Genomic DNA, 22,558 nt, shown 5'->3' with positions numbered 1-22,558 from the left:
GGAAAGGAACACTCGGTGAGCCAAAAGATTAAGGCCCCTAATGCATCTAAAGGGGGCAACGGCTTCCTGTGGGGAATCATTGCAATTCTCGTCATTGCAGCTGTAGCCATTGGTTTCATTGTGTACAACAACCAGAAGCACAAGGTCGATAACATCAGCCTGCCGAACGATGAGGTAAAGGTGAAGATGACGGCCAAGGACAGCATCGTCACCCTGGAAGCAGAGAATGCAGGCGACAACGTGCCGACCGTCGAGGTCTTCGAGGATTTCAGCTGCCACTACTGCGCGCAGCTGGAGACCGCCTCTAGCGACGATGTGAAGAAGGCACTGGAAGACGGCAAGGTGAAGGTGAAGTTCCGCTTCCTGAACTTCCTGGATCGTGGCGACGAGTCCGGTCCTTCCACCCGTGGTGCGGCTGTCGCCTGGGCAGTGGCAAAGACTGGTGACGTGGATGCGTTTTGGAACCTCCACCGCCTGATGATGGAAGAGCAGTCCACCGTTACCCGTCAGTGGGAGTGGGACGAACTGGCTAACGCTGCAGACAAGATGGGCGTCGACGGCGGCGTGGTTGAGAAGATTCGTGACAAGTCCGTTAAGGACGAAGGCGCGAAGATCTCCCGCGAGAATGACAAGGAAGTCGAAAAGCGAGAAGGTGACGTCTCCTCGCCACTGCTGTACAAGAATGGCAAGCGCTTCGATCCGCCGATGAATCCGGATGAGACTCTGGGCTCCTGGGTTCCGACTGTGCTGGAAGACAAATAGCGCTCAAGCGATTGCTACCCCAGCGCAACCAGGCGATTTGGAGAAGTTAATTCCAGTGTTGTAGCTTTAACACCGTTCGCTTCACAGGGATTTAGAAGTAAATCGCCTGGTAGGCAGCGGGGCTATGGCGCAGCTGGTAGCGCACCACACTGGCAGTGTGGGGGTCACGGGTTCGAATCCCGTTAGCTCCACTGGATTCCAACCCCCGGTCTTCACCGACCGGGGGTTTTGTTGTATCTGTCACCGCTGGAAAAGGGGAGTAGCGCGCACAGCGTGCTAATCTGTTCTCAATGGAAATCGCCCAGCTCAGGGAGTTTACCGAGGTGAAAGGGCTCCGCTGTGGCTGTCTCAACTACCGCTTCATAGCAACGATGCGGTTCGAGACAGGTGTGGGCGTCACAAACAATCAGAGAGAAAACTCATGAACGGTCTAGGAGCGACGAAGCGCTTCGGTATTACCTTCCTGGTGCTATCCACGATCGGGCTGATCTTCTCCGCCTTGATCATGCACGACAAGCTGCAGATGGCGCTGAACCCCGACTTCAAGCCAGCCTGCACCTTCAACGAGGTGATCTCGTGTACGGACGTGATGGCCTCGGATCAGGCATCTGCGTTCGGGTTCGCCAACCCCTTTATCGGTCTGATTGGTTTTCCGGTGATGATGACCTTGGCCGTGATGCTCATCGTCGGCGCGAAGCTCCCGCGCTGGATGTGGTACTGCACGCTGGCGGGGTTGGCGCTGGGCGTGGTGTTTGTGCACTGGCTGGCCTATGCTGCGATCTACTCCATCGGCGCGCTTTGCCCTTATTGCATGGCGGTGTGGGCCGCGACGCTGCCGATGTTTGTGATGACCTTGGTGCACATCCTGCGCGAACAGCGTCGTGAAGCGGGGGAGGGCGTTCCTCACTCCGCACTGGGAATGCCACTGCTGGTAATTGTGGCTTGGTTCCTAGCCTTCACCGCACTGATTCTGGATCAGTTCGTGTTCTAACTAGTCTGCCTGCCACCAGTTGTCGTGAGGAACAACCGGCAGATGCCGCTTGTGACGCGACCGGAACCACAGGCCTTCGATGTGCTTAGCGACCTGCGGATCTAGGTCTGCGGCACCATTGGTGCTTTCCAAGTAATCGTCAAGCTGCGTGTACGTCACACCTAGCGCCTCTTCGTCGGGCAGGGCAGGACGATCTTCTTCCAGGTCGGCGGTGGGGACTTTCTGCCAGGTGCTATCGGGGGCGCCGAGGTGCTGCAGTAGGGCTGCGCCCTGTCGCTTCGTGAGTCCCGCCAGTGGCATGAGGTCTGCCGCACCGTCGCCGTGTTTGGTGTAGAACCCCGTGATTGCCTCTGCTGCATGATCTGTGCCTACAACCAATCCGCCGAGTTCGCCGGCGAGCGCATATTGTGCGATCATGCGCTCGCGCGCCTTAATATTGCCCTTGTTGAAGTCGCTGACGTGCGAAATGCCGAGGGCCTCGCTCGTTGCTCGCGCTGCTTCGTCAGTGGCACCCTTAATGTTGACGGTGACGCCCATACTCGGTGCGATAAACTCCAGCGCAATCTGTGCGTCGTCCTCGTCTGCCTGGACTCCATAGGGCAGGCGCACGGCGCAGAAACGGTATGGCTGATCGGCAGCTTGGTCCTTGGCGGCCTGTTCATTGAGGCGATCACATGCTAACTGGCATAGCTTGCCTGCGAGCGTGGAGTCCTGGCCGCCGGAGATGCCCAGCACTAGGGTTCGGGTGCGTGTGGCCTGCAGATAGTTGGCGATGAACTGCACACGACGTTCCACTTCAGCGGCCGGGTCGATAGTGGAGCGAACCCCCAGTTCTTCGACAATGCGCGCGTGCAGAGGGCGCGCATTCGCGGTGTGGGAGGGGCTGGGGATGCCGGTGGACTTTTCAGGTGAAGGGCTCATGCCTTCCGATGCTAGACCGTCCGTCAGCTTATGCACCTATTTGGTTTTGAGTGAGTCGGTGGGTAGACTCATCGTTTGTGTTTGTGCCGGGCGGCATAAGCGGGTTTTTAGCCTGCGTTGCCTGGCGATGTAAAGAAAGTCGATGAGGAAAGGAGCGCCCGATGAAGGTCCGCAAGTCCCTTCGGTCGCTGAAGAACAAGCCGGGCGCTCAGGTCGTTCGTCGCCGCGGTAAGGTCTACGTGATCAACAAGAAGGAACCTCGCTTCAAGGCTCGCCAGGGCTAAAGCCAGAGGGTTCCACCTTCCCCCGTCTTTTCGTTTCAGTGCTCGCGCACTGTTGCGTGAGGCGGGGGATTTTTATTGCTTGGGGGCGGCAAAGACATGGCTTGAGGGGCTTTTGCCAGCTCACAGATGGCTTCTCTGTTTGGCGTAATCCTTGCTTTGAAATTACATGCATGTTTTTCATGTGGCTAGATGTAGTGGTGGGAAAATCTACCACCTGCGAATACTCAACTTGTAACTACTAGATGTAGTGTTCAGTGATTAATTGCGACCCAAAATGTTGTGTTTTTGCGGTTGTCTTACACGCTTGTGATGTGTAGTCTTAAGCAAGTCAACGAGAGGCGCGGTACATAAGCCCCGCCAGACGTACACTGACGAAAACCTACACCGATAGCGCCCATAGAAATCATTGTCGCCGGGCCGAACAATCCGAAGTATTTTTGAAGTATTCAGGAGAATGACAGCCACCATGATCACCGTCTACACCAAGCCCGCATGTGTTCAGTGCAACGCCACCAAGAAGGCTCTCGACAAGGCCGGTCTTGATTACGAACTCGTGGACATCAGCCTCGACGATGAAGCTCGCGACTACGTCATGGCGCTGGGCCACCTGCAGGCACCTGTGGTTGTTGCTGGCGAAGATCACTGGTCCGGCTTCCGCCCCGATCGCATTCGCACCCTGACCGCAGAGGCTGCCTAATCTGCGCGCCAATTGCCTTCACCATCTCCGGTGGAGGCTCTTTTTAGCGCACCACTGACTATGTGCATTGCTGTTTAGGATGAGGCTCAATGCTGATCACGTATTTTTCCTCCACGACAGAGAACACTCACCGCTTTGTACGGAAGCTCGGTCTACCTTCTAGTCGCATTCCGCTTAAGCGTAGCGACGCCCCCTTGCTGGTCGACCAACCACATGTCCTGATATTGCCAACGTATGGCGGGGGAGCAGGGATGACAGGAGAGTTTTCGCGCCCAGTGCCGAAACAGGTGATCAAGTTCCTCAATGTGGAGCAAAACCGTAAGTGGCTGCGCGGCGTGATCGCCTCCGGCAACATCAACTTCGGAGCTGACTTCGGAAAGGCCGGGGAGGTGATCTCCGCCAAGTGCCAAGTTCCCTATCTATATCGCTTTGAACTGATGGGAACCGAGGAGGACGTCCAAAGGGTGCGTGCAGGCTTGGCGGAGTTCGAGGCTTCTTTGCGAAACGAAGGACGCTGGGAGTTAGCAAGCTGACACAGCGGGTTGAAAAGCCAGCGGAGTAAGAGCTCCGCATCCGCCCCGCGCATGTCCGGGGCACTGATTAGAATCGAAACGAATACATAGGCGCGAATAGACTTTCTTAGCGCGAGTTTTTGAGGAGAACACAAAACACATGACTGGCACCGAGATTGGAAAGACCGTCCAGGAGCCCGTTGACCAGCGGGAGCAGCTGGATTATCACGCTCTGAACGCAATGTTGAACCTGTACAACGACGCGGGAGAGATCCAGTTCGACAAGGATCGTGAGGCTGCTAACCAGTACTTCCTGCAGCACGTGAATCAGAACACTGTGTACTTCCACGACTTGGAAGAGAAGATCAAGTACCTCGTGGACAACGAGTACTACGATCCTGCGGTGTTGAATCAGTACGAGTTCAGTTTCGTAAAGTCCCTGTTTAAGCAGGCTTATGCCAAGAAATTCCGCTTCCAGTCCTTCCTGGGCGCGTACAAGTACTACACCTCCTATACGCTGAAAACCTTCGACGGACGCCGCTACTTGGAACGTTTCGAAGACCGCGTATGCATGGTCGCACTGGGGCTAGCAGCAGGGGATACCGAGTTGGCGTCGAACCTCGTCGACGAGATCATGGACGGTCGCTTCCAGCCTGCAACGCCCACCTTCCTCAACATTGGCAAGAAGCAGCGCGGGGAGCCGGTGTCCTGCTTCCTCCTGCGCATTGAGGACAACATGGAGTCGATTGGCCGATCCATTAACTCCGCGCTGCAACTATCCAAGCGCGGCGGTGGCGTAGCACTGTTGCTGTCGAATGTGCGCGAGGCCGGTGCGCCGATTAAGCACATCGAGAACCAATCCTCCGGTGTGATCCCCGTGATGAAGCTGCTGGAAGATGCCTTTAGCTACGCCAACCAGCTGGGTGCCCGTCAGGGTGCCGGCGCAGTATATCTCCACGCACACCACCCGGATATCCTGCGCTTCCTGGACACCAAGCGCGAGAATGCGGATGAAAAGATCCGTATTAAGACGCTCTCTCTGGGAGTGGTCATCCCGGATATCACCTTTGAGCTGGCCAAGCGCAATGACGACATGTATCTGTTCAGCCCGTACGACGTTGAACGCGTCTACGGCAAGCCATTTGCCGATGTCTCCATCACCGAGCACTACGAGGAGATGGTGGAGGATCCGCGCATCCGTAAGTCCAAGATCAATGCGCGCGCGTTCTTCCAAACGCTGGCGGAGATCCAGTTCGAGTCGGGCTACCCGTACATCATGTTTGAGGACACGGTGAACAAGGCCAACCCGATCGAAGGTCGTATCACGCACTCCAACCTGTGCTCCGAAATTCTGCAGGTTTCGACCCCATCGGAGTTCAACGCTGATCTGACGTACAAGACCATCGGCGATGACATCTCCTGCAACCTGGGCTCCATGAACATCGCGAAGGTCATGGACTCTGCGGACTTCTCTAAGACCATCGAGACCGCGATTCGCGGCCTGACCGCAGTGGCAGATCAAACCTCCATCGACTCGGTTCCTTCGGTTCGCCAGGGTAACGACAACTCCCACGCCATTGGCCTGGGACAGATGAACCTGCATGGCTTCCTGGGGCGCGAGCACATCCACTACGGTTCAGAAGAAGCTCTGGACTTCACCAATGCATACTTCGCAGCAGTGATGTACGAAGCTCTGAAGGCATCCAACAAGATCGCCCAGGAGCGTGGCGAGAAGTTCCACAACTTCGAAAACTCCGATTACGCCAGCGGCGAGTTCTTCGACCACTACGATCCGGCGGAGTTCGCGCCGAAGACGGAGCGCATCCGCCAAATCATCGGCAACTCCAGCATCCAGGTCCCAACCGCGCAGGACTGGCAACAGCTGAAGGACGATGTGCAGGTTCACGGCCTGTACAATCGAAACCTGCAGGCCATTCCGCCGACGGGTTCCATCTCCTACATCAACAACTCCACATCCTCGATTCACCCGATCGCCTCCAAGATCGAAATTCGTAAGGAAGGCAAGATCGGTCGCGTGTACTACCCAGCTCCGTACATGACGAACGACAACCTGGAGTACTACGAGGACGCGTACGAGATCGGCTACGAAAAGATCATCGACACTTACGCAGTCGCGACGAAGTACGTGGATCAGGGCCTATCGCTGACCCTGTTCTTCAAGGACACCGCCACCACGCGCGACATCAACCGTGCGCAGATCTATGCGTGGCGCAAGGGGATCAAGACGATCTACTACATCCGCCTCCGCCAGACGGCCTTGACCGGCACCGAGGTTGAGGGCTGCGTGAGCTGCATGCTCTAAGTGGGGAGGGGAGCGGCCTGCTCTAGGTGGAGGGCGGCCTCCACCGAGCATGAAAAAGCCGACTGGGAGGAATCCCAGTCGGCTTTTGTTATTGGCCGTTGAGTGGCCTTGTTAATGGTTGCTAGCGGTTGCCCAGCTCTGCGTCGATGCGCAGCAGGCCGGAACCATCGTTGCCCACCAGCTTGATGCGGTCGATGATGTTGCTTACTGTAGCTTCCTCCTCGATCTGCTCCTCCAGGAAGAAGTTCAGCAGGTTGCGGGAGTCAATGTCGCCAACCTCGTCGGCGGTCTTCACCAGATCGCGGATCAGTGCGGAGACCTTACGCTCGTGCTCGAGGGAAGCCTCGAAGGCATCCAGCGGGGTGGAGATCTTCAGGGAAGGCATCTCAACAGTCTCGATGTCCACGCGCGCGTCGCGGTCCAGCAGGTGCTGTGCGAACTTCTGAGCGTGCTCGCGCTCCTCATCGGCCTGTGCCTGCATCCAGCTGCTCATGCCGTCGAAGGAGAGGCGGTCCAGCTCATAAGCCAGCTGGGTGTAAACCAGCGCAGCCTGGTGCTCGGCGGTGACCTGTTCGTTCAATTGCTTCTGAAACTTCTCGTTGATTTCCATGCAGCTCACCGTACTCAGGGTTTATCCAATCGGCTAGCAAACGCAGGCTACCCTTATATTATCAATGCAGGTCAGAGCCTATTGTATAGTCGGTGAGGCTGTCTTTACTTAGGTTGCCCTGTAAACCAATCCTGACGTGCTCTTTAGGTAGTGACGCCCACAGCTCTGGGCTGAAATCGGCTCCAGCGCGCGCTGAGGGCGTCATTAAGAAAGACCCCCCAAAATGGGGGTGGTGGCCGAGGGGTAGGCGCGTCGCGGAAACGGGGTACGATGGGGCGAAGTGCACAAGCTGAGGGACAGCAAGAAAATCAGCACGTTCTGTGAGAAGGAGACACGTAAGCGATGAGTGCGCACGCACCCCACACTCCCGTACACCGCGTCGACGGCGATCCGGTATCCGCCATCAACTGGAACAGCATCCCAGATGACAAGGACCTGGAGGTGTGGGATCGCCTCACTGCCAACTTCTGGCTGCCCGAAAAGGTGCCACTGTCCAACGACGTCCCCAGCTGGTCCACACTAAATGACATGGAGAAGCAGGCCACCATGCGTGTGTTCACCGGCCTGACCATGCTGGATACGATTCAGGGCACAGTTGGTGCAGTAAAGCTGATCGAGGATGCTGCCACTCCACACGAGGAAGCCGTCTTTACGAATATTTCCTTTATGGAGAGCGTTCACGCGAAGTCTTATTCCTCTATCTTTATGACGCTGGCCTCTACGCCTGAGATTAACGACGCCTTCCGTTGGTCCGAAGAGAACGAGAAGCTGCAAAACAAGGCAAAGATCATTCTCGACTTCTATGAGGGCGACGATCCGATGAAGAAGAAGATTGCCTCTGTGCTGCTGGAGAGCTTCCTCTTCTACTCCGGTTTCTACCTTCCGATGTACTGGTCCTCGCACGCGAAGCTGACCAACACCGCAGACATTATCCGCCTGATCATTCGCGATGAGTCTGTGCACGGTTACTACATTGGCTACAAGTACCAGCGCGCTCTGGAGAAGGAGACCCCGGAGCGCCAGGAAGAGTTGAAGGAGCACACCTTCGACCTACTGCTGGAGTTGTACGACAACGAGGCACAGTACACCGAGGATCTTTATGACGATCTCGGCTGGACAGAGGACGTCAAGCGCTTCTTGCGCTACAACGCAAACAAGGCGCTGAACAACCTGGGCTACGAAGGGCTGTTCCCGGCGGACGAGACTCGTGTGTCTCCGGCGATCCTCTCGGCTCTGAACCCGGGTGGCGACGAGAACCACGACTTCTTCTCCGGTTCTGGTTCCTCTTATGTAATAGGTAAGGCCGAGAATACGGTCGACGACGATTGGGACTTCTAAACAGCGAGGCAGCACCCCCGAAAACGTGGGTTCTGCTGCTTTGGCCTCGTCCCGGGCTATTGAAAATCGCAGTAACGGGATACTATGTAAACATTCTGTGTCCGTTCTGGTCGGTTATTGACGAAATCGACCACGCGGGAACGGTGCAGACGAAACATTCTTTTGGGTGGCTTGCCTGAAGGATCCTGTGAGTTAGCTAGAGCTTGCAGGTGAATAAAGGCAGGTCACGCGTAGTCAGGAGGAAGAATATGACCGCAGTAGCGCCAAGGGAAAGCCATGAGGTTTCCCCGGCTCGGCCTGCGCCTTTCGGTGAGGTGCCACGTGGCAACCTCGCATGGAAGATGCTGACCACGACCGACCACAAGCTCCTGGGCATCATGTACCTAATCATGTCCTTCACCTTCTTCATGATTGGTGGCTTGATGGCCCTGTTGATCCGTATTGAGCTCTTCGAGCCGGGTCAGCAATTCCTGTCCAACGAGCAGTTCAACCAGCTGTTCACGATGCACGGCACGATCATGCTGCTGCTGTACGGCTCTCCGATGGTGTTCGGTTTCGCGAACTACATCATGCCGCTACAGATCGGCGCCCCTGACGTGGCTTTCCCCCGTCTGAACGCCTTCGGCTTCTGGATGACCACCGCTGGTGGTGTCGTGATGCTGCTCGGCTTCCTGACTCCGGGTGGTGCAGCAGACTTCGGTTGGACGATGTACATGCCGCTGGCAGACGTTACGCACTCTCCGGGTGTGGGCTCTGAACTGTGGATCCTGGGTGTCGGCGTCGGTGGTATCGGTACCATCGCCTCCGCCGTGAACATGATCACCACCATCCTGTGCCTCCGCGCACCGGGTATGACCATGTTCCGCATGCCGATCTTCACCTGGAACATCTTCGTTACCTCTCTGCTGGTTCTGCTGATCTTCCCGCTCCTGACTGCAGCTGCACTTGGTGTGTTCTACGACCGCAAGCTGGGTGGCCACATCTACGACGCCGGCAACGGTGGCGCTATTCTGTGGCAGCACCTCTTCTGGTTCTTCGGTCACCCTGAGGTGTACGTCCTGGCACTGCCGTTCTTCGGTATCGTGTCTGAGGTTTTCCCGGTGTTCTCCCGCAAGCCGATGTTCGGCTACGTTGGCCTGGTGTTCGCAACCCTGTCGATTGCTGCACTGTCCATGGCTGTGTGGGCACACCACATGTTCGTGACCGGCGCCGTGCTGCTGCCGTTCTTCTCCTTCATGACGTTCCTGATCGGTGTGCCGACCGGTATGAAGTTCTTCAACTGGCTGGGCACCATGTGGAAGGGTCGCCTGACCTTCGAGACCCCGATGGTCTTCGCCATTGGCTTCTTCGCCACCTTCCTGTTCGGTGGTCTGACCGGTGTTATGCTGGCCTCCCCGGCGCTGGACTTCCACGTTTCGGACTCCTACTTCGTGGTCGCTCACTTCCACTACACCCTGTTCGGTACCGTGACCTACGCTTCCTTCGCAGGCGTTTACTTCTGGTTCCCGAAGATGACCGGGCGCATGCTGGACGAGAAGCTGGGCAAGATCCACTTCTGGCTGGTCACCATCGGCTTCCACACCACGTTCTTGATTCAGCACTGGCTGGGCAACATGGGTATGCCGCGTCGTTACGCTGACTACCTGCCGACCGATGGTTTCACGACCCTGAACCAGGTCTCCACCGTGGGTGCCTGCATCCTGGCGATCTCGATGATCCCGTTCCTGTGGAACGTGTTCAAGTCCTACCGCTACGGCGAGGTCGTTACCGTGGACGATCCGTGGGGCTACGGCAACTCCCTGGAGTGGGCAACCTCCTGCCCGCCCCCGCGCCACAACTTCACCTCCATGCCTCGTATCCGCTCCGAGCGTCCGGCGTTCGAGTTGCACCACCCGCACATGGTTAAGCGTATGCGCGACGAGGCTCATGTCGGTCGCCACTTCTAAATGCACAGTCTGGTGACGCCACCTCACCTCTGCGACTGCCCAGCGCAGTCGCTAGGTCCCTGGCGGCCGAGCAGGTAGAGGCTGCAATACCGCTTCCTCCTCTGGAAGTCGCACACTGAATCCACACCCTAACTACGCAGGGTGTGGATTTTCGTATGTCCGCAGGTTTAGTGAAAGCCCTCGGAAGCTCCATGACTTAGATGAAGAATGTCGTTAGATTGAGAACTTGCTAAATGAAAATGGAGAACAATAAACAAAAGGGCAGGTCAAACGCTTTCGATTTTTGCCACGCGTGATCTTGCGCGGGCAGATTCCCGATTCAGCGACATTATGGTGCTGAATCGTGGTGATTGTGGTGGGGCCTAAGACCTCCAAGATCGCGCCTTCCACATCGCTACAAAAAAGACGCCGAAACTACTGCGAGTTTGAAGGTGGGGAGCGTGAAATGGTGAGCTGTTCAGGTTCAGTTATCACTTCTCGTAGGGAAGTGGGACAATATAGCCCGTGACTACCTCAAATAACGCCAGCAACTCCAACTCTCCCGCCAATCAGCAGTCGTCCACGTCGTCCCAGGCCGCCTCGCGCGCTGCACTCGCCGACGATCCGCACTTCGAGATCGCCCTGGAGGACACCCTGCAGGAAGGCTTAGCTCCCAGTGTCATCACGGTCACCGGGCCCGATCGGCCGGGCGTATCCGCGGCCTTCTTCCGCGTACTATCCTCCTACGGGGTTCAACTCCTCGACATTGAACAGTCAGTCTTCCGAGGAAAGCTATCGCTGGCGGCGCTAGTGGGCGTCGGACAAGAAGACCTAGAGCCTCTCGGCGAAGGGCTGGAGGAAACTCTCGCATCCTATGGAATGCGAGTCAGCGTCGAAGCCGACGATAATCTGTCGAGCACGCGCCCGCACTCGACGCACGTGATGGTCGTGCTGGGACGTCCGCTGACTGCGACTCATATTTCCCGCATCGGCCAAACTCTGGCTGACTACGGTGCGAACATCGACACGATTACCGGTATTGCCGACTACCCAGTCACTGGGCTGGAGCTGAGCCTTACAGTCGCCAACCCAGCACCCGGTGGCGGTGTGCCCCTGCGCAAGGCACTTGCAACGCTCACGACGGAGGTAGGAGTGGATATCGCTATCGAGCGCGCGGGGTTGTCCCGCCGCGCCAAACGCCTCATCTGCTTCGATGTTGATTCGACCCTTATTCAGCACGAAGTCATTGAGATGCTGGCCGCCTACGCAGGCCGCGAAGCGGAGGTTGCCGCGGTCACAGAACGCGCCATGCGTGGCGAGTTAGACTTCGCTGAATCCCTCCACGAGCGCGTCAAGGCACTGGCCGGTTTGGAAGCCTCAGTGGTGGAGAAAGTAGCACGTGACATTCAGCTGACCCCCGGTGCCCGCACGACTATCCGCACCTTGAAGCGCTTGGGGTACAAAACGGGTGTGGTTTCCGGTGGTTTTATCCAGGTCATCGAACCACTGGCACGCGAGTTGGACCTGGACTTCGCCCGCGCCAACACCCTTGAAATTATTGATGGCAAGCTTACTGGTCGGGTCATCGGCCCTGTGATCGACCGCCAGGCCAAGGCTGAGAGCCTGAAGGAATTTGCTTGGTCCAACGGAATTAAGTTGAACCAGACCGTCGCCGTAGGCGATGGTGCCAACGACATTGACATGCTGTCTACCGCGGGTCTGGGCATTGCGTTCAATGCAAAGCCAGCGCTCAAGGAGATCGCCGATACCTCGGTGAACTACCCCTTCCTCGATCAGGTGCTGTTCATCCTGGGGATTTCCCGCCACGAAATCGAGGATGCGGATCTACGCGACGGTACTTACCGCCGCGTACCTATCGTCGAAGATTAATTGACGCCGTCGCGCTCGCGGAGCTCGCGGCGAAGGATCTTACCGGTGGAGGACTTGGGGATTCCCTGCACGAATTCCACAATGCGAATCTTCTTGTAGGGAGCCACGCGCTCCGCAACGAAATCCATTACCTGCTGCTCGTTGAGTGCAGATCCTCGCTGGGCAACAACGAATGCCTTCGGCAGCTCTTCACCATCTGAAGCGCGATGTACGCCGACGACGGCGGCATCGGCGATCTCGGGGTGGCTCAACAGTACGGACTCTAGCTCTGCGGGCGGAACTTGGTAGCCCTTGTACTTGATCAGCTCCTTCAAGCGATCCACAATATGGACGTTGCCCTCTGGATCGGAGTTAGCCAGATCGCCAGTGCGCAGCCAACCGTCGCCCGGTAGCGCGGCTGCGGTTTCCTCCGGCTTGTTCAGGTATCCGGCCATAATCTGCGGGCCGCGAACCCAGAGCTCACCGACCTCGGAGACACCCTCCGCGGGCAGCGGGATCTCTTCCAGGGTTTCCGGATTCACCAGCTTGCTTTCCGTGTTTGCGCAAGGCTTGCCGATGGAACCACGGTTAATGTCCTTGGATACGTTGGCATGTGCCAGCGGTGAAGTCTCAGTCATGCCATAGCCCTGCTGCACATGGATGCCCAGGCGCTTTTCCAACGCCAAGGCCAGTTCCTCATCCAATGTCGCAGCTCCGCTAAAGAAGCTGCGCATTTGAGAAAGGTCGTAGTTATCCACCATGGGGTGCTTGGCCAGCTGGACTGCAATAGGCGGCGCGATCAGAGTAAACGTTACCCCGAACTTCTGGTGGTGCTCCAGGAAGCTCTGTAGCTCGAAGCGCGGTACAACGACCAGCGTGGCGCGCTGCGCCAATGCCAGGTTCACCAGAGCGGTCAGACCGTAGATGTGGAAGAACGGCAGCACGGCGTAAACCTTGTCCTCCGGGCGCACAAGGTGAATGTCTTGCCCCTGCTGTACGTTCGCAACCAACTGACGGTGCATCAAACGCACTCCCTTTGGCAACCCGGTGGTACCAGAGGAGTAGGGGAGTACTGCCAGATCCTCATCCGGGTTAATCTCCACCGCGGGAGCCGTGCGGCGCTCCGCCATAATCTGTTGCATGCCCTTCGATGTATCCAGGAAGACGATGTTGTCCTCCTCGATTCCTGCATCCTTAGCCCCCTGAGCCGAGGCGTCACCAAGCGCGGCAACGGTGAGCAGCATCTTCGCGCCAGAGTCCTTCACCTGCTCCGTCACGCTTTCCGGCGTAGAAAGCAGAGATAGGGGAGAAGGAACTGCACCAATGCGCCACAGGCCGTACGCTGCGACGATAAAGTTCAAGGAGTTGGGAAGGTGTAGCGCTACTACGTCTCCCTTTTTGATGCCCTTGCTGGCTAGCCAGCCCGCCGTGGACTCAATGTAGTTCTGCAGCTGGGCAAACGTCGTTTCGGAGCCATCGGCAATGTCGATGACGGCGACCCGGTCTTCCTCCTCGGTGGAGAGGTTGCCGAAGATGTAATCGTAGAGCCCCAGCGGGCTGAGTTCGATGTCTGGGCGGTCGCTCTTAATGGGCATTGCGGCGGGCTCCTATCCGTACGCGGTTGTTCTTCCTCCCCACTCTAGTCGCCGTATGCTGTTACCGGCGTCACTTCTTTGGTTTTGGTTGTCTAACGTTTGGGTTGGTGTTAAACCAACCAGCTGGTCATCAAGGTTTTCCTGTTGAACTATGTGCAACATGGTGCATAATCTTTTAAAGCAGTTCTTTTATTGCTCGCGGGAACCTTCTGCCTGCCGCATGCATTACATAGCTGTCCTGAAGCGGTTTTCTGCTACCTGCATGACCAGCTTCAGTGCAGTCTTGTTGTTTCGCTGTTGTTGGTGGAAAGGAGGTGAACGATGAGCGACTCGATCGATAACGGAGGACACATGGTTGGCCCATCCGCTGGCGCCGAGGCAGACACCCCAATTCTGCCCTCCCTGGAGGAGCTTTTCGGCAACGACGCTCAGCTAGGCTCGGGATCCGGTTTTTCGGAACAGGAGCTCGACGACATGTTTAACCAAATGTTTGACGTGGCTGTCGACCCGAATACCGAGATGCCAGAGGGGGATCTCATCCCCGATTTGGATTCCTTCCCCGCGGAGGATGCTTCTGACGAAGTTGACCTTACGGATCTCGACGGTTCTTCTTCGACTTTGGATGACGCCACCTCGGTGGACGATCTCCCCAGTGAGGCTTCGGATAGTAACCCCGATACTGGCGATGAACTTCCAGACGATCTGACCGCTGGCACGGAAAGTCAGGAGACCCCGGATGATCCGGCTGCCACGGACGATCTGGAGGATCTCAACGATCTGGGCGACGGCCTGGATGGTGACCTTGATGATGCATACAGCGATCATTATGGGGACGATCACCCCGACGATCTGACCGACCTCAGCGGAATGTAAGGGGTGGCGGAATTGTCGACTAGCAACACCGTAAGGCAAGAACTCACCCGCGACGAGGAGCGCGACCTGCTGGCCAAAGCCCATGAGGGTGACCAGCAGGCTTTTGCGCGCCTGGCGCGCCAGGCTTGGGGGAGGATGTTTTCTGTTTGCTTGTCCATTACGGGCAATCGCGCTGACGCAGAAGATGCCCTGCAAAACGCTTTGACTTCAGCGTGGAAGAACATTGAGAAGTTTGATGGACGCGCGCGGTTCTCCACGTGGGCGTACCGCATTGCCTCTAATGCAGCGCTGCAGATCGTCCGCTCGCGCCGGGATGTGCCGGAGGAAGACGCAGGTGCGGATGAGGTCGCTCTGACCCCGGAGGTGGGGTCTCAGGTGACCTCTGCAATGGTTGTTCGAGAGGCGCTAGCTCAGTTGCCGGATGATTTCCGTGAAGTCATCGTGCTGCGGGAATACACCGGCATGAGCTACCAGGACATTGCTGCCCACCAGGGGATTCCGATTCAAACGGTCAAATCACGCATTAACCGTGCCCGTGCGAAGCTAAAGGCGGCATTGGTGGAGGCTGGCGTCACTAGCGCATAGGTAGGGCGGCCTCCTCGACTCACCAAGTCCCCTTTACGTTCCCCTCAAGAAAGTAATAGCCCCACAACGCTGAACACGTGCTCGGCGTTGTGGGGCTCTAGTTCGTGGAAACGGCTAGCCCTGTGGCATGAGGTTGAAGAACTTCAGCATTTCCTTGGTTTGATCCTCGGTTTGATCGAGCTGCCCATGGATCACGATGGCTGCCTTTTTCTCCGGGTACCAAGCGAGGGCATCGGGAATCGAGTATTTGCCACCGGAATAATAGATGATTTCAGGCCAGCCATTGCCTGCTTGCTGCAGAGTCTTGCCCTTTAATGTTGAGCTCTGGGCGTGGTCGTAGACCTTCTGACCATCGTCACCAGTTTGAATGTACTTAAAGCCGGTGTACATCGACTCGGAAGAGTGATCCTTGACAGAACTACTCTCGGGGAGGCAAGAATACATCTCCGTATCCATGGATTCGAACGCATCACTGAGGGAGAAGGGCTTTTTAGCCTTGGTATCGCAGCTAGTGAGGCGGTTGTAGAAGCCTGTCGGCATATAGTCTTTAACATCGGGCAGGAGGGAACTCAGTGGCTTGTAAGAGTCCGACTCGTACGGCGTACTCGTTGGGGTGTAAGGGCTGGCCTCAGTAAAGGGCGGATTTCCTCCGTCGTCACCACTTCCGTTTCCATCATTGCCACCACTGCTGAAAACGACGAATCCTACGGCCACGACCACTGCGAGGATTGCCAGGCACGCCGTGACCACCACTGGAGTGTTGGACTTCTTCGATTTCACTGCGCTAGCGGAAGTATGAGAACCGGCGAAGTTGCTAGAGCCGTAGGAATTGACCGAACTTGGAGCGAAAGCCGCGGTCTGCGGCGGACGGCTGAACGATTGCGTCGCGTTGGACGTGCCTTGGTGAGAACCGCTATTCGGACTCTGAGTCGGGTTCTGATATGGGCGGGACATGCCGGAAGAAGTTGCCGGATCAGGCTGGCCGGGGCGTGCAGCAGCTGCCGCAGCACCGGCACCGGCACCTGCATTGGCAGCGCTGGTATGTCCAGCGGAACCACCCGGGCGCATGCCTTGAGCCGGAGCGCCACCGGTAAACCCACGCAGCGTCGCAGCCAGTGCGCCGCGGCTCACCACGGTCTTCGGGTCGTCGAGCGTCATGACCGTGCCGACTTCACCCAGCCGATCCTGAACAAATGGAATACGCGACGATCCGCCGGTCATGTAAATCGGGGTCTTCGTGGAATCGACGCCCGCTTGGGTCAGAGCAGCACGGGTCAACTCGACGCAACGCATAATGGATTGCTCAATGATGCCGTTGAACTCGTCGCGGGTGATCAGCAAGTCGGTTTCCCCGTGGGGAGTAGAAACGCTGATCGTTGCGGAGGAGGTATCTGACAGGATCTCCTTGGCCTCGCGAATACTGGATTCCAGTGCATGCACCGTGGTGATCGGGGAGGAGCGCACGTAGTCAGCCAGATCCGGGTCATCGTGTTCCAGCTGATCCAGAACCCAGCGGTACATCAGGTTGTCGATTGTGCGGCCGCCGAGGCTGTTATCGCCCTTGGCCGCCACGACCTCGAAGTTGCCGTCCTGCTTCGCCTGCAGCACTGCAATGTCCAAGGTGCCGCCACCGAAGTCAAACACTGCGACGTGCGAGCCTGGCGAGACGGACTGTTGCGAGGCGTAGTGGATAGCAGCAGCGCGCGGCTCGGAAAGCACGCGCAGGTTCTGTTCCGGAATACCTGCGGCGACGGCACTTCGCTTCAGCTGATCTACGGAGTGCGCAGACCAGGCCTCCGGGTGAGTAAGGGTGACCGTCGCGGGATCCTGGTTGGCATGCTGAGCCTTGCCGGAGCGGAGTACGGCACCCAGCACGGAGCCCACAACCTTCGTTAGTGGGAGATCGCGAGCTGCGAGCTGTATCTCGTCGTGGTCGATGTAGCGCTTCGGGCTGAGGAGCAGGCGCGAGGGATCACGACGGCCACGAGCCAGGGCGGAGTCACCATTAAGCAGTTTCGGTTCGCCATCGTTGGCGGCATGGGCGCCGGTCGAGGAATCGAGAAACACCGCAGAAGGCATAATGTTGGAGCGGTGCGTCAACGCGAGGGCAGTGATGTCTCGACCCATCGGGCTTTGGTGCGCGGCAGCCGTATTCGAGGTTCCGAAGTCGATTGCCAGGTGCCATGCGTTGGTCATGAAAAGTACAGCTCCTGAATTACATGTTTTTAAGGCATAAGTAGCTTACACTGTAACGCCTTATCTGGCGCTTAATGTGTTGCTTGTAATGCCGATTGGAAAGAACCCAGCAGACGTTCGCGCGCCTCGTCTTCCGCCGCAGACAGCGGAGACATGGACATTTGCTGGAGTTCCGCGATTTGATTTTCAATTGCATCACGGACTTGCTCGATCGGCGTTTCGCGAGGCAATCTCACGGTTTCGGCGGGGTGGCCGGCTGTCACTGCGGCTCGAAGCAGCGGAAGAAGGCGCGAATCAGGGGTGGTTGCATACGTATTGCGGTAGCTGCGGTACAGCATGACGAAGTGCATTCCCGGCTGAGCCAGGGTCACCGACTGCACCCACCGCACGTGCTGGAGGTCTGGGTGGTTGGAGGCCAGGTCGTCCAACACATCCAGCATTCTTGCTGCGCGCTGAAGTACAGCGAAGTAGGTGATGTCGCCGGTGAGGAGGTGCACGAGCTCCGACACACCGGAAGTTTCTACCATCCAGTTCACAAGTGCAGGCGCTCCGCCCTCGGCGGCGATGCTGCGCCCAGCAAACACACCGTATTCACCCATGACGTCCAGGAGATTGTCGCGGGTAGTTGCCGTGAAATTCGGCACGATCTGGGACGGATCTTCGGCCTCTAAAAGGTCAAGCAGCCCTTCTCGATCCAAATGCGCCAACATGCTCAGCTGTCGAGCCACTTCGCCAGTGACCTTGCCCGTCAGTGCCGATTCGGCCATCAGACCCGAGAGCGGAATGGTGCGCTGCACCGTGCTCACCAGCTTCTTTTGAATACTGTCGGCGTGCTGGCGCGCGTGCTGCAGCGGATCGATAGGGCCGAAAGCACCGGAGCCGAAAGAATCCGCACGGGAAAGGATGCCCACTGTATTAAGGGGCGTCATACCCAACTGGGAAAGGAACTGCTTTTCGTCTTCGCGCGGCGCGGAGTCCGACAAAAAGACAAGGCAGTCGGCCCAACCACTTGCGCGGCGCGTATCCTGCTGCCCGTCGACGAGAACGCGTCGCGTGCGTTCTTCGTTTTCTACCGTCAGGGTGGCAGTACCAGGCGTATCGATCAGGGTGAGTTCTTCTAGCCGTCGGTTGGGCAGAAACTGGTCAATATAGTCGACTTGGTTAAGCGGTACCCCAAGGGCGTTCAACGGACCGTTGTTGAGCGGTACGCGGAGAACCTGCCCGTCGACAGTGTGAATCTCGGCGCGGGCGGGCGCGCCGCTGTGATACATGCTGACAGCCATGGTGCATTCCAGGGCACCGGTGGCGGCAATGAGATTCTCGGTAAGTGCATTAACCAGTGTGGACTTGCCGGACTTCAAACGACCAACAATGGCTACTCGCGGCGGGCGCGTAACCATGAGGCGCAGCTCATTGGCGCGGGCGGCGAGATCCGGTGAACCGCCGGCTAAGGCATCCACCGCCTGCGTTAGCAGCAGGGTCAGGTCGGACACACGCTGGCTCAGGTGCGCAGAGGCCGACCGAATCTGATTCTCCTGGGTCATCTACGTCCCCTCCTTACATTCTGGCTGGTGCTGATACCGGTACGCCTTGTTGAGCAATTCGGGAGCCCGACCGTGCCTTCAGAGTTTCCAGATGCTCGTCCAGCTCGCTAATGGTCTGATTGACGATATCCAGGTTCTTTTTCAACCGGGAGATTGTCTGTTTGCGCTGGGCTTCGGACTCGCGGGCGATCTTTTGGGCGGATTCGATCTTGCCCTGCAGGTTGCGCTGCTCGTGTCGGATGGCGGAACGATGACGCAGCAAGATCTCCGTCCTGCCCGTGGTAATGGTGATGTCGATCATGCGGTTGATGGACGTGCGAGTCGTCGCGATGGTCTCGCGCAACCAAGACAGCAGATACTGCTTACCGTTGCGCATCGCGCGATAGCCCATGTTCACGCCGATCCAGGCAGCCGCGGCAACTGGTGCGAAGGGGATAACCACCGTCAGTGCACCCGCACCCACCAGACCCATGGTCAGCATTGAGGGATCCACCAACCCCGTGGTCTTCTTTTCCACATCATGGCTCAGCGACTGCGGCGGAGCCATCGCGGCGAAGATTTGCTGCTGCACCTGGTCCACCATGTCCTGGCGGCCTTGGAACAATTGGTTGGCGCGCGCCAGAACCTCGCCGACCATCGACATCACGGTTCGCTCCATGATTTGCCGCAGCTCGATCTCAATTTGGCTGGTAAATACCTGCGGTTTACTGCGCAAAACGCGCATTCCTTCGGAGTTAATGCGGTTTGTCCAACGCGTCTTCACATCCGTCAGTGCCGCGTCCATTCCAGCGGAAACCTTGTTGCGGCTCAGCTGAATATCGCGCATGAAAAGCTGCTCCCACTCGCTGGTGGAGTCGCGGAAAGCTTCCAGTCTGCGCTTTTCCACCTCGAGCTCCCCGACGGCGTCGCTTGTTTTGTCGTATAGCTTGATGTCGCGCTGGATGTCCGTCGTGATCGTCTGCATCGTGGACTTGGTGATCTCCAGCGCGGTCACGGTTCCGAGGTTGCCCGGCGAGTTCACATGATCGATGATCTGTTGACGCAGCTCAGCAATGCCGCACCGGCGTTCGATCTCTCTTCTTTTTTCTGGTGACGCCAATTCCACCGCGTCCAATGCCCGCAACGAAGACACACCAATGACTGGGATGTCCAGCCCCAAGTGCTCGGCGATAAGGCGTTGGTCATCGGCGACGATGGAACGCCAGCGGCGAACATTTTTGTCCGTCTTGGTGACTGCAACGATGACGCTTCCGACCTGCTCGCGTGCACGGCGCAAGATATCCATTTCTGGTGCGGTGATCGGAGTGGACGCATCGCAAACCATAAGCAACACGCCGGCGTTGCGGGCTTCAGTGAGGGAGGCTGCCACCGCATGCTCATCGAGTCCGCCTACGCCAGGGGTATCAATGATTGTCACTTTGCCCAGACCAGAGTAGGGAACCAGCAGCTCAGCGGCACTCGGAAGAGAGGCTACTTCCTTACTGTCCTTCGGAGCTTGGTTGATGGCATCAACTGCCTCCTGGGTCACCCAATTCTTCAGTTCAGATGGGTCAATCGGATCATGTTTCGTGCCGCGTACAAGACGTGCCAGCACTGGTTGGTCGTCACCTTGGTCGGGTTCCGTGTGAATGCGAATCGGGGCGCTGGTCGTGGTAATGACGTCCACCGGAAGTAAATCACGCCTGCCAACCAGGGCATTGACGAGGGAGGATTTGCCACGCTTGACCTCGCCGATGATAACGACGGCTGAGGTGCGGTACTTCGCATTGACGAGTCTTTGTACACGATCCGCAACATCGTGCATCTTGTATTTTCTGGCGATGGTGGCCCCGCGTTCGACGCTGGCCTGAGGTGAGCGGCCCGACGCGTTCAAGGTGGGGGTCACGGTAATAATCGCCTTTCTGCTTGGTGTGCAAATGCCATTCTAGTATGCCGACAAACTATGGCTTCGGGAATCTGCAAGGTTCGGGTTGTTTGTTATTACCCCCGAAATTACGTTTCGGATTCAATTGGCGGAAATGCCCTAATACCAGGGATAACAGTGGATTTGGGGTGAGGGGGCGTCCAGAACAAATACCCCCAAGGAACATCTGCTGGGGGTTGGCCATTCAATAACCGACAGGCAGCGAGAAAGAGCCTGAAGGATACTAAGAGCAACACTGCAAGCCACGCACCCGGCTACAGATACTGAAAGGAAACACACACAATGTCCAACGAGAACCTGAACAACGGCAACACCGGCAACAACAACGGCATGACCACCCCCGGCAACGCTGGCAGCGCGGAGCACTCCCTGGGCCGCTGGGACGTACTGGACGCTAACGGCAACATGGTTGAGGGCAACATCGTCGGTGCACAGGACACCAACGGTGACGGCGAGAAGGACACCTACCAGGTAGACATCAACGGCGACGGTCGCCCGGATGGCACGGTCTACGACAAGGACGGCGACAAGGTGACCGACCGCGCGGAGATGGACTACGACCAGGACGGTATCGTCGACACGGTCTACCAGGACATTGACGGTGACGGCGTGGTCGACCACGTGGAATCGGACACCACCAACGACGGCATGATGGACACCAAGGCAACCGACTACGACAGCGACGGTGCGACCGACAACGTGAAGTTTGACACCAACGCCGACGGAGAATACGACGTCACTGCTTACGACTACGACAGCGACGGCAAGGTTGACAGCGTTGGTTACGATACCGACGGCGACGGGATCTCCGACTACTCTGAGTATGACTCTGACGAGAATGGCATCATCGACGGCTCCTACGGTGAGGGTGCTCCGACCGCAGCACAGAAGGCCGTAGGCGACGACATCTGGAACTCCACGGGTGGCGCCGGCGCGCCGGCTGGTCAGACGCAAGCGCAGGGTGCAGCTCCGGAAGCGGCGGCAGCACCGGATGCAGCTGCTGCTCCGAAGGAAGAGGCACCGAAGGAAGAGGCGCCGAAGGAAGAGGCGCCGAAGGAAGAGGCACCGAAGGAAGAGGCACCGAAGGAAGATGCCCCTAAGGAAGAAGCACCGAAGGAGGCCTCCGAGGGCGACGCACCGGCAGACGCTGCAGGTGCAGCTGGTAGCTCCAACCTGCAGTCCACCGGCGCAGGCGAAACCGCTCCGGACGGCGGGGAGTACGTAGACCTGGATGGCGACGGCCTCTCTGACGGCATTACCTACGACAGCGACAACGACGGCAAGATCGACACTGTTGAACTGGACACCGACGGCGACGACCAGGGTGACACTGTCTACCTAGACACCAATGCCGACGGTCGGGTCGACCAGGCGCACGAGGACATCGACAACGACGGCTTGACCGACGAGGCTCTGCTGGACAACGACTTCGACGGCATCGGCGACTCCAAGGTTCACGACTACGACAACGATGGCGTATACGAGTCCTCCGAGGACGTATACACCGAGGACGTTGCACCGACCATCGATGACCTGCTCGGCGGTGGCGCAGACCAGCCGGCTCCAGCTGGCGACGACAGCGCAGACCTGGCCTAAGACCTAGCCTGAG

The 22,558-nt window shown here is 57.7% G+C and carries 18 protein-coding genes and 1 tRNA gene; 13 read left to right on the top strand and 6 right to left on the bottom strand.

The annotated features are described in order from the left end of the window. Positions 1 to 15 precede the first annotated feature (15 nt). The 3 genes from ACUY2T_RS02555 to ACUY2T_RS02545 all read left to right on the top strand — a co-directional run bounded on the left by ACUY2T_RS02555 (position 16) and on the right by ACUY2T_RS02545 (position 1,753). Positions 16 to 762, top strand: coding sequence for a DsbA family protein (locus ACUY2T_RS02555; RefSeq protein ID WP_408924706.1), 747 nt, complete (start codon positions 16 to 18; stop codon positions 760 to 762). A 118-nt stretch (positions 763 to 880) separates the two neighbouring features. Continuing rightward, positions 881 to 953: transfer RNA gene (locus ACUY2T_RS02550), tRNA-Ala, on the top strand. Between the two features lie 230 nt (positions 954 to 1,183). Then, entirely contained in the window at positions 1,184 to 1,753 is a 570-nt protein-coding gene (locus tag ACUY2T_RS02545) for a vitamin K epoxide reductase family protein (protein ID WP_293791907.1), read from the top strand. Here ACUY2T_RS02545 and nadE read toward each other — a convergent pair whose 3' ends face one another. Continuing rightward, positions 1,754 to 2,674, bottom strand: coding sequence for an ammonia-dependent NAD(+) synthetase (gene nadE, locus ACUY2T_RS02540; protein ID WP_448307439.1), 921 nt, complete (start codon positions 2,672 to 2,674; stop codon positions 1,754 to 1,756). A gap of 161 nt (positions 2,675 to 2,835) precedes the next feature. On the opposite strand from nadE, the gene ykgO reads away from it, so the two are divergent. From ykgO to nrdE, 4 genes are all read left to right on the top strand, one after another. Further along, on the top strand, positions 2,836 to 2,958 hold the full coding sequence (gene ykgO / locus ACUY2T_RS02535) for a type B 50S ribosomal protein L36 (RefSeq protein ID WP_005511141.1): 123 nt from the start codon (positions 2,836 to 2,838) through the stop codon (positions 2,956 to 2,958). A 466-nt stretch (positions 2,959 to 3,424) separates the two neighbouring features. Beyond that, positions 3,425 to 3,655 carry a glutaredoxin-like protein NrdH gene (gene nrdH, locus ACUY2T_RS02530; RefSeq protein ID WP_034984644.1) on the top strand — a complete coding sequence of 77 codons (231 nt, stop codon included), beginning with the start codon at positions 3,425 to 3,427 and terminating at the stop codon, positions 3,653 to 3,655. Between the two features lie 89 nt (positions 3,656 to 3,744). Next, positions 3,745 to 4,188 (top strand): class Ib ribonucleoside-diphosphate reductase assembly flavoprotein NrdI, encoded by a 444-nt coding sequence (gene nrdI / locus ACUY2T_RS02525; RefSeq protein WP_448307437.1) that lies wholly within the window; start codon positions 3,745 to 3,747, stop codon positions 4,186 to 4,188. A 139-nt stretch (positions 4,189 to 4,327) separates the two neighbouring features. Next, a complete protein-coding gene (gene nrdE / locus ACUY2T_RS02520; protein WP_448307435.1) occupies positions 4,328 to 6,490 on the top strand; it encodes a class 1b ribonucleoside-diphosphate reductase subunit alpha in 2,163 nt (720 codons plus the stop codon). 121 nt (positions 6,491 to 6,611) lie between these two features. On the opposite strand, the gene ACUY2T_RS02515 is transcribed toward nrdE, so the two are convergent. Continuing rightward, entirely contained in the window at positions 6,612 to 7,100 is a 489-nt protein-coding gene (locus tag ACUY2T_RS02515; RefSeq protein ID WP_011273156.1) for a ferritin, read from the bottom strand. A 342-nt stretch (positions 7,101 to 7,442) separates the two neighbouring features. Here ACUY2T_RS02515 and nrdF point away from each other — a divergent pair, with 342 nt between their 5' ends. The 3 genes from nrdF (at position 7,443) to serB (ending at position 12,253) form a co-directional block, all read left to right on the top strand. Next, entirely contained in the window at positions 7,443 to 8,438 is a 996-nt protein-coding gene (nrdF, locus tag ACUY2T_RS02510) for a class 1b ribonucleoside-diphosphate reductase subunit beta (protein WP_034975901.1), read from the top strand. 248 nt (positions 8,439 to 8,686) lie between these two features. Next, a complete protein-coding gene (gene ctaD / locus ACUY2T_RS02505; protein WP_293791874.1) occupies positions 8,687 to 10,384 on the top strand; it encodes an aa3-type cytochrome oxidase subunit I in 1,698 nt (565 codons plus the stop codon). Between the two features lie 504 nt (positions 10,385 to 10,888). Next, the gene (gene serB, locus ACUY2T_RS02500) at positions 10,889 to 12,253 is read left to right on the top strand and encodes a phosphoserine phosphatase SerB (protein ID WP_293791872.1); all 1,365 of its coding nucleotides are present in this window, start codon (positions 10,889 to 10,891) and stop codon (positions 12,251 to 12,253) included. Here the strand turns inward: serB and ACUY2T_RS02495 are convergent. Then, a complete protein-coding gene (locus tag ACUY2T_RS02495; protein ID WP_448307432.1) occupies positions 12,250 to 13,827 on the bottom strand; it encodes an AMP-binding protein in 1,578 nt (525 codons plus the stop codon). The two genes, serB and ACUY2T_RS02495, sit on opposite strands and share 4 nt — an antisense overlap. 321 nt (positions 13,828 to 14,148) lie before the next feature. Here ACUY2T_RS02495 and ACUY2T_RS02490 point away from each other — a divergent pair, with 321 nt between their 5' ends. Beyond that, on the top strand, positions 14,149 to 14,700 hold the full coding sequence (locus ACUY2T_RS02490; protein ID WP_448307430.1) for a hypothetical protein: 552 nt from the start codon (positions 14,149 to 14,151) through the stop codon (positions 14,698 to 14,700). Between the two features lie 12 nt (positions 14,701 to 14,712). Continuing rightward, positions 14,713 to 15,285 (top strand): RNA polymerase sigma factor, encoded by a 573-nt coding sequence (locus tag ACUY2T_RS02485; protein WP_293791869.1) that lies wholly within the window; start codon positions 14,713 to 14,715, stop codon positions 15,283 to 15,285. A 114-nt stretch (positions 15,286 to 15,399) separates the two neighbouring features. Here the strand turns inward: ACUY2T_RS02485 and ACUY2T_RS02480 are convergent, their stop codons facing one another. The 3 genes from ACUY2T_RS02480 to ACUY2T_RS02470 all read right to left on the bottom strand — a co-directional run bounded on the left by ACUY2T_RS02480 (position 15,400) and on the right by ACUY2T_RS02470 (position 20,910). After that, positions 15,400 to 17,481: an Hsp70 family protein gene (locus tag ACUY2T_RS02480; RefSeq protein WP_448307428.1), complete on the bottom strand. Its 2,082-nt coding sequence runs from the start codon at positions 17,479 to 17,481 to the stop codon at positions 15,400 to 15,402. Positions 17,482 to 17,552: 71 nt separating this feature from the next. After that, positions 17,553 to 19,025: a GTPase gene (locus tag ACUY2T_RS02475; protein WP_293791867.1), complete on the bottom strand. Its 1,473-nt coding sequence runs from the start codon at positions 19,023 to 19,025 to the stop codon at positions 17,553 to 17,555. 13 nt (positions 19,026 to 19,038) lie between these two features. Then, entirely contained in the window at positions 19,039 to 20,910 is a 1,872-nt protein-coding gene (locus ACUY2T_RS02470; protein ID WP_293791866.1) for a dynamin family protein, read from the bottom strand. Positions 20,911 to 21,231: 321 nt separating this feature from the next. Here ACUY2T_RS02470 and ACUY2T_RS02465 point away from each other — a divergent pair, with 321 nt between their 5' ends. Then, a complete protein-coding gene (locus ACUY2T_RS02465; protein WP_448307425.1) occupies positions 21,232 to 22,545 on the top strand; it encodes a hypothetical protein in 1,314 nt (437 codons plus the stop codon). Positions 22,546 to 22,558: the final 13 nt, after the last annotated feature.

The organism is Corynebacterium sp. 22-2729, from assembly GCF_053479475.1.
The sequence above is the reverse complement of the archived record's forward strand: the minus strand, read 5'-3'. Positions and strand labels throughout refer to the sequence as shown.

What these genes read in the sequence shown, in the direction of transcription:
- nrdE (WP_448307435.1), top strand. Translation starts at nt 4,328, where the DNA reads ATGACTGGCACCGAGATTGGAAAGACCGTCCAGGAGCCCGTTGACCAG.
- nrdI (WP_448307437.1), top strand. Translation starts at nt 3,745, where the DNA reads ATGCTGATCACGTATTTTTCCTCCACGACAGAGAACACTCACCGCTTT.
- nrdH (WP_034984644.1), top strand. Translation starts at nt 3,425, where the DNA reads ATGATCACCGTCTACACCAAGCCCGCATGTGTTCAGTGCAACGCCACC.
- ACUY2T_RS02515 (WP_011273156.1), bottom strand. Translation starts at nt 7,100, where the DNA reads ATGGAAATCAACGAGAAGTTTCAGAAGCAATTGAACGAACAGGTCACC.
- ACUY2T_RS02465 (WP_448307425.1), top strand. Translation starts at nt 21,232, where the DNA reads ATGTCCAACGAGAACCTGAACAACGGCAACACCGGCAACAACAACGGC.
- ykgO (WP_005511141.1), top strand. Translation starts at nt 2,836, where the DNA reads ATGAAGGTCCGCAAGTCCCTTCGGTCGCTGAAGAACAAGCCGGGCGCT.
- ACUY2T_RS02490 (WP_448307430.1), top strand. Translation starts at nt 14,149, where the DNA reads ATGAGCGACTCGATCGATAACGGAGGACACATGGTTGGCCCATCCGCT.
- ACUY2T_RS02495 (WP_448307432.1), bottom strand. Translation starts at nt 13,827, where the DNA reads ATGCCCATTAAGAGCGACCGCCCAGACATCGAACTCAGCCCGCTGGGG.
- ACUY2T_RS02545 (WP_293791907.1), top strand. Translation starts at nt 1,184, where the DNA reads ATGAACGGTCTAGGAGCGACGAAGCGCTTCGGTATTACCTTCCTGGTG.
- nadE (WP_448307439.1), bottom strand. Translation starts at nt 2,674, where the DNA reads ATGAGCCCTTCACCTGAAAAGTCCACCGGCATCCCCAGCCCCTCCCAC.
- ACUY2T_RS02480 (WP_448307428.1), bottom strand. Translation starts at nt 17,481, where the DNA reads ATGACCAACGCATGGCACCTGGCAATCGACTTCGGAACCTCGAATACG.
- ctaD (WP_293791874.1), top strand. Translation starts at nt 8,687, where the DNA reads ATGACCGCAGTAGCGCCAAGGGAAAGCCATGAGGTTTCCCCGGCTCGG.
- ACUY2T_RS02475 (WP_293791867.1), bottom strand. Translation starts at nt 19,025, where the DNA reads ATGACCCAGGAGAATCAGATTCGGTCGGCCTCTGCGCACCTGAGCCAG.
- nrdF (WP_034975901.1), top strand. Translation starts at nt 7,443, where the DNA reads ATGAGTGCGCACGCACCCCACACTCCCGTACACCGCGTCGACGGCGAT.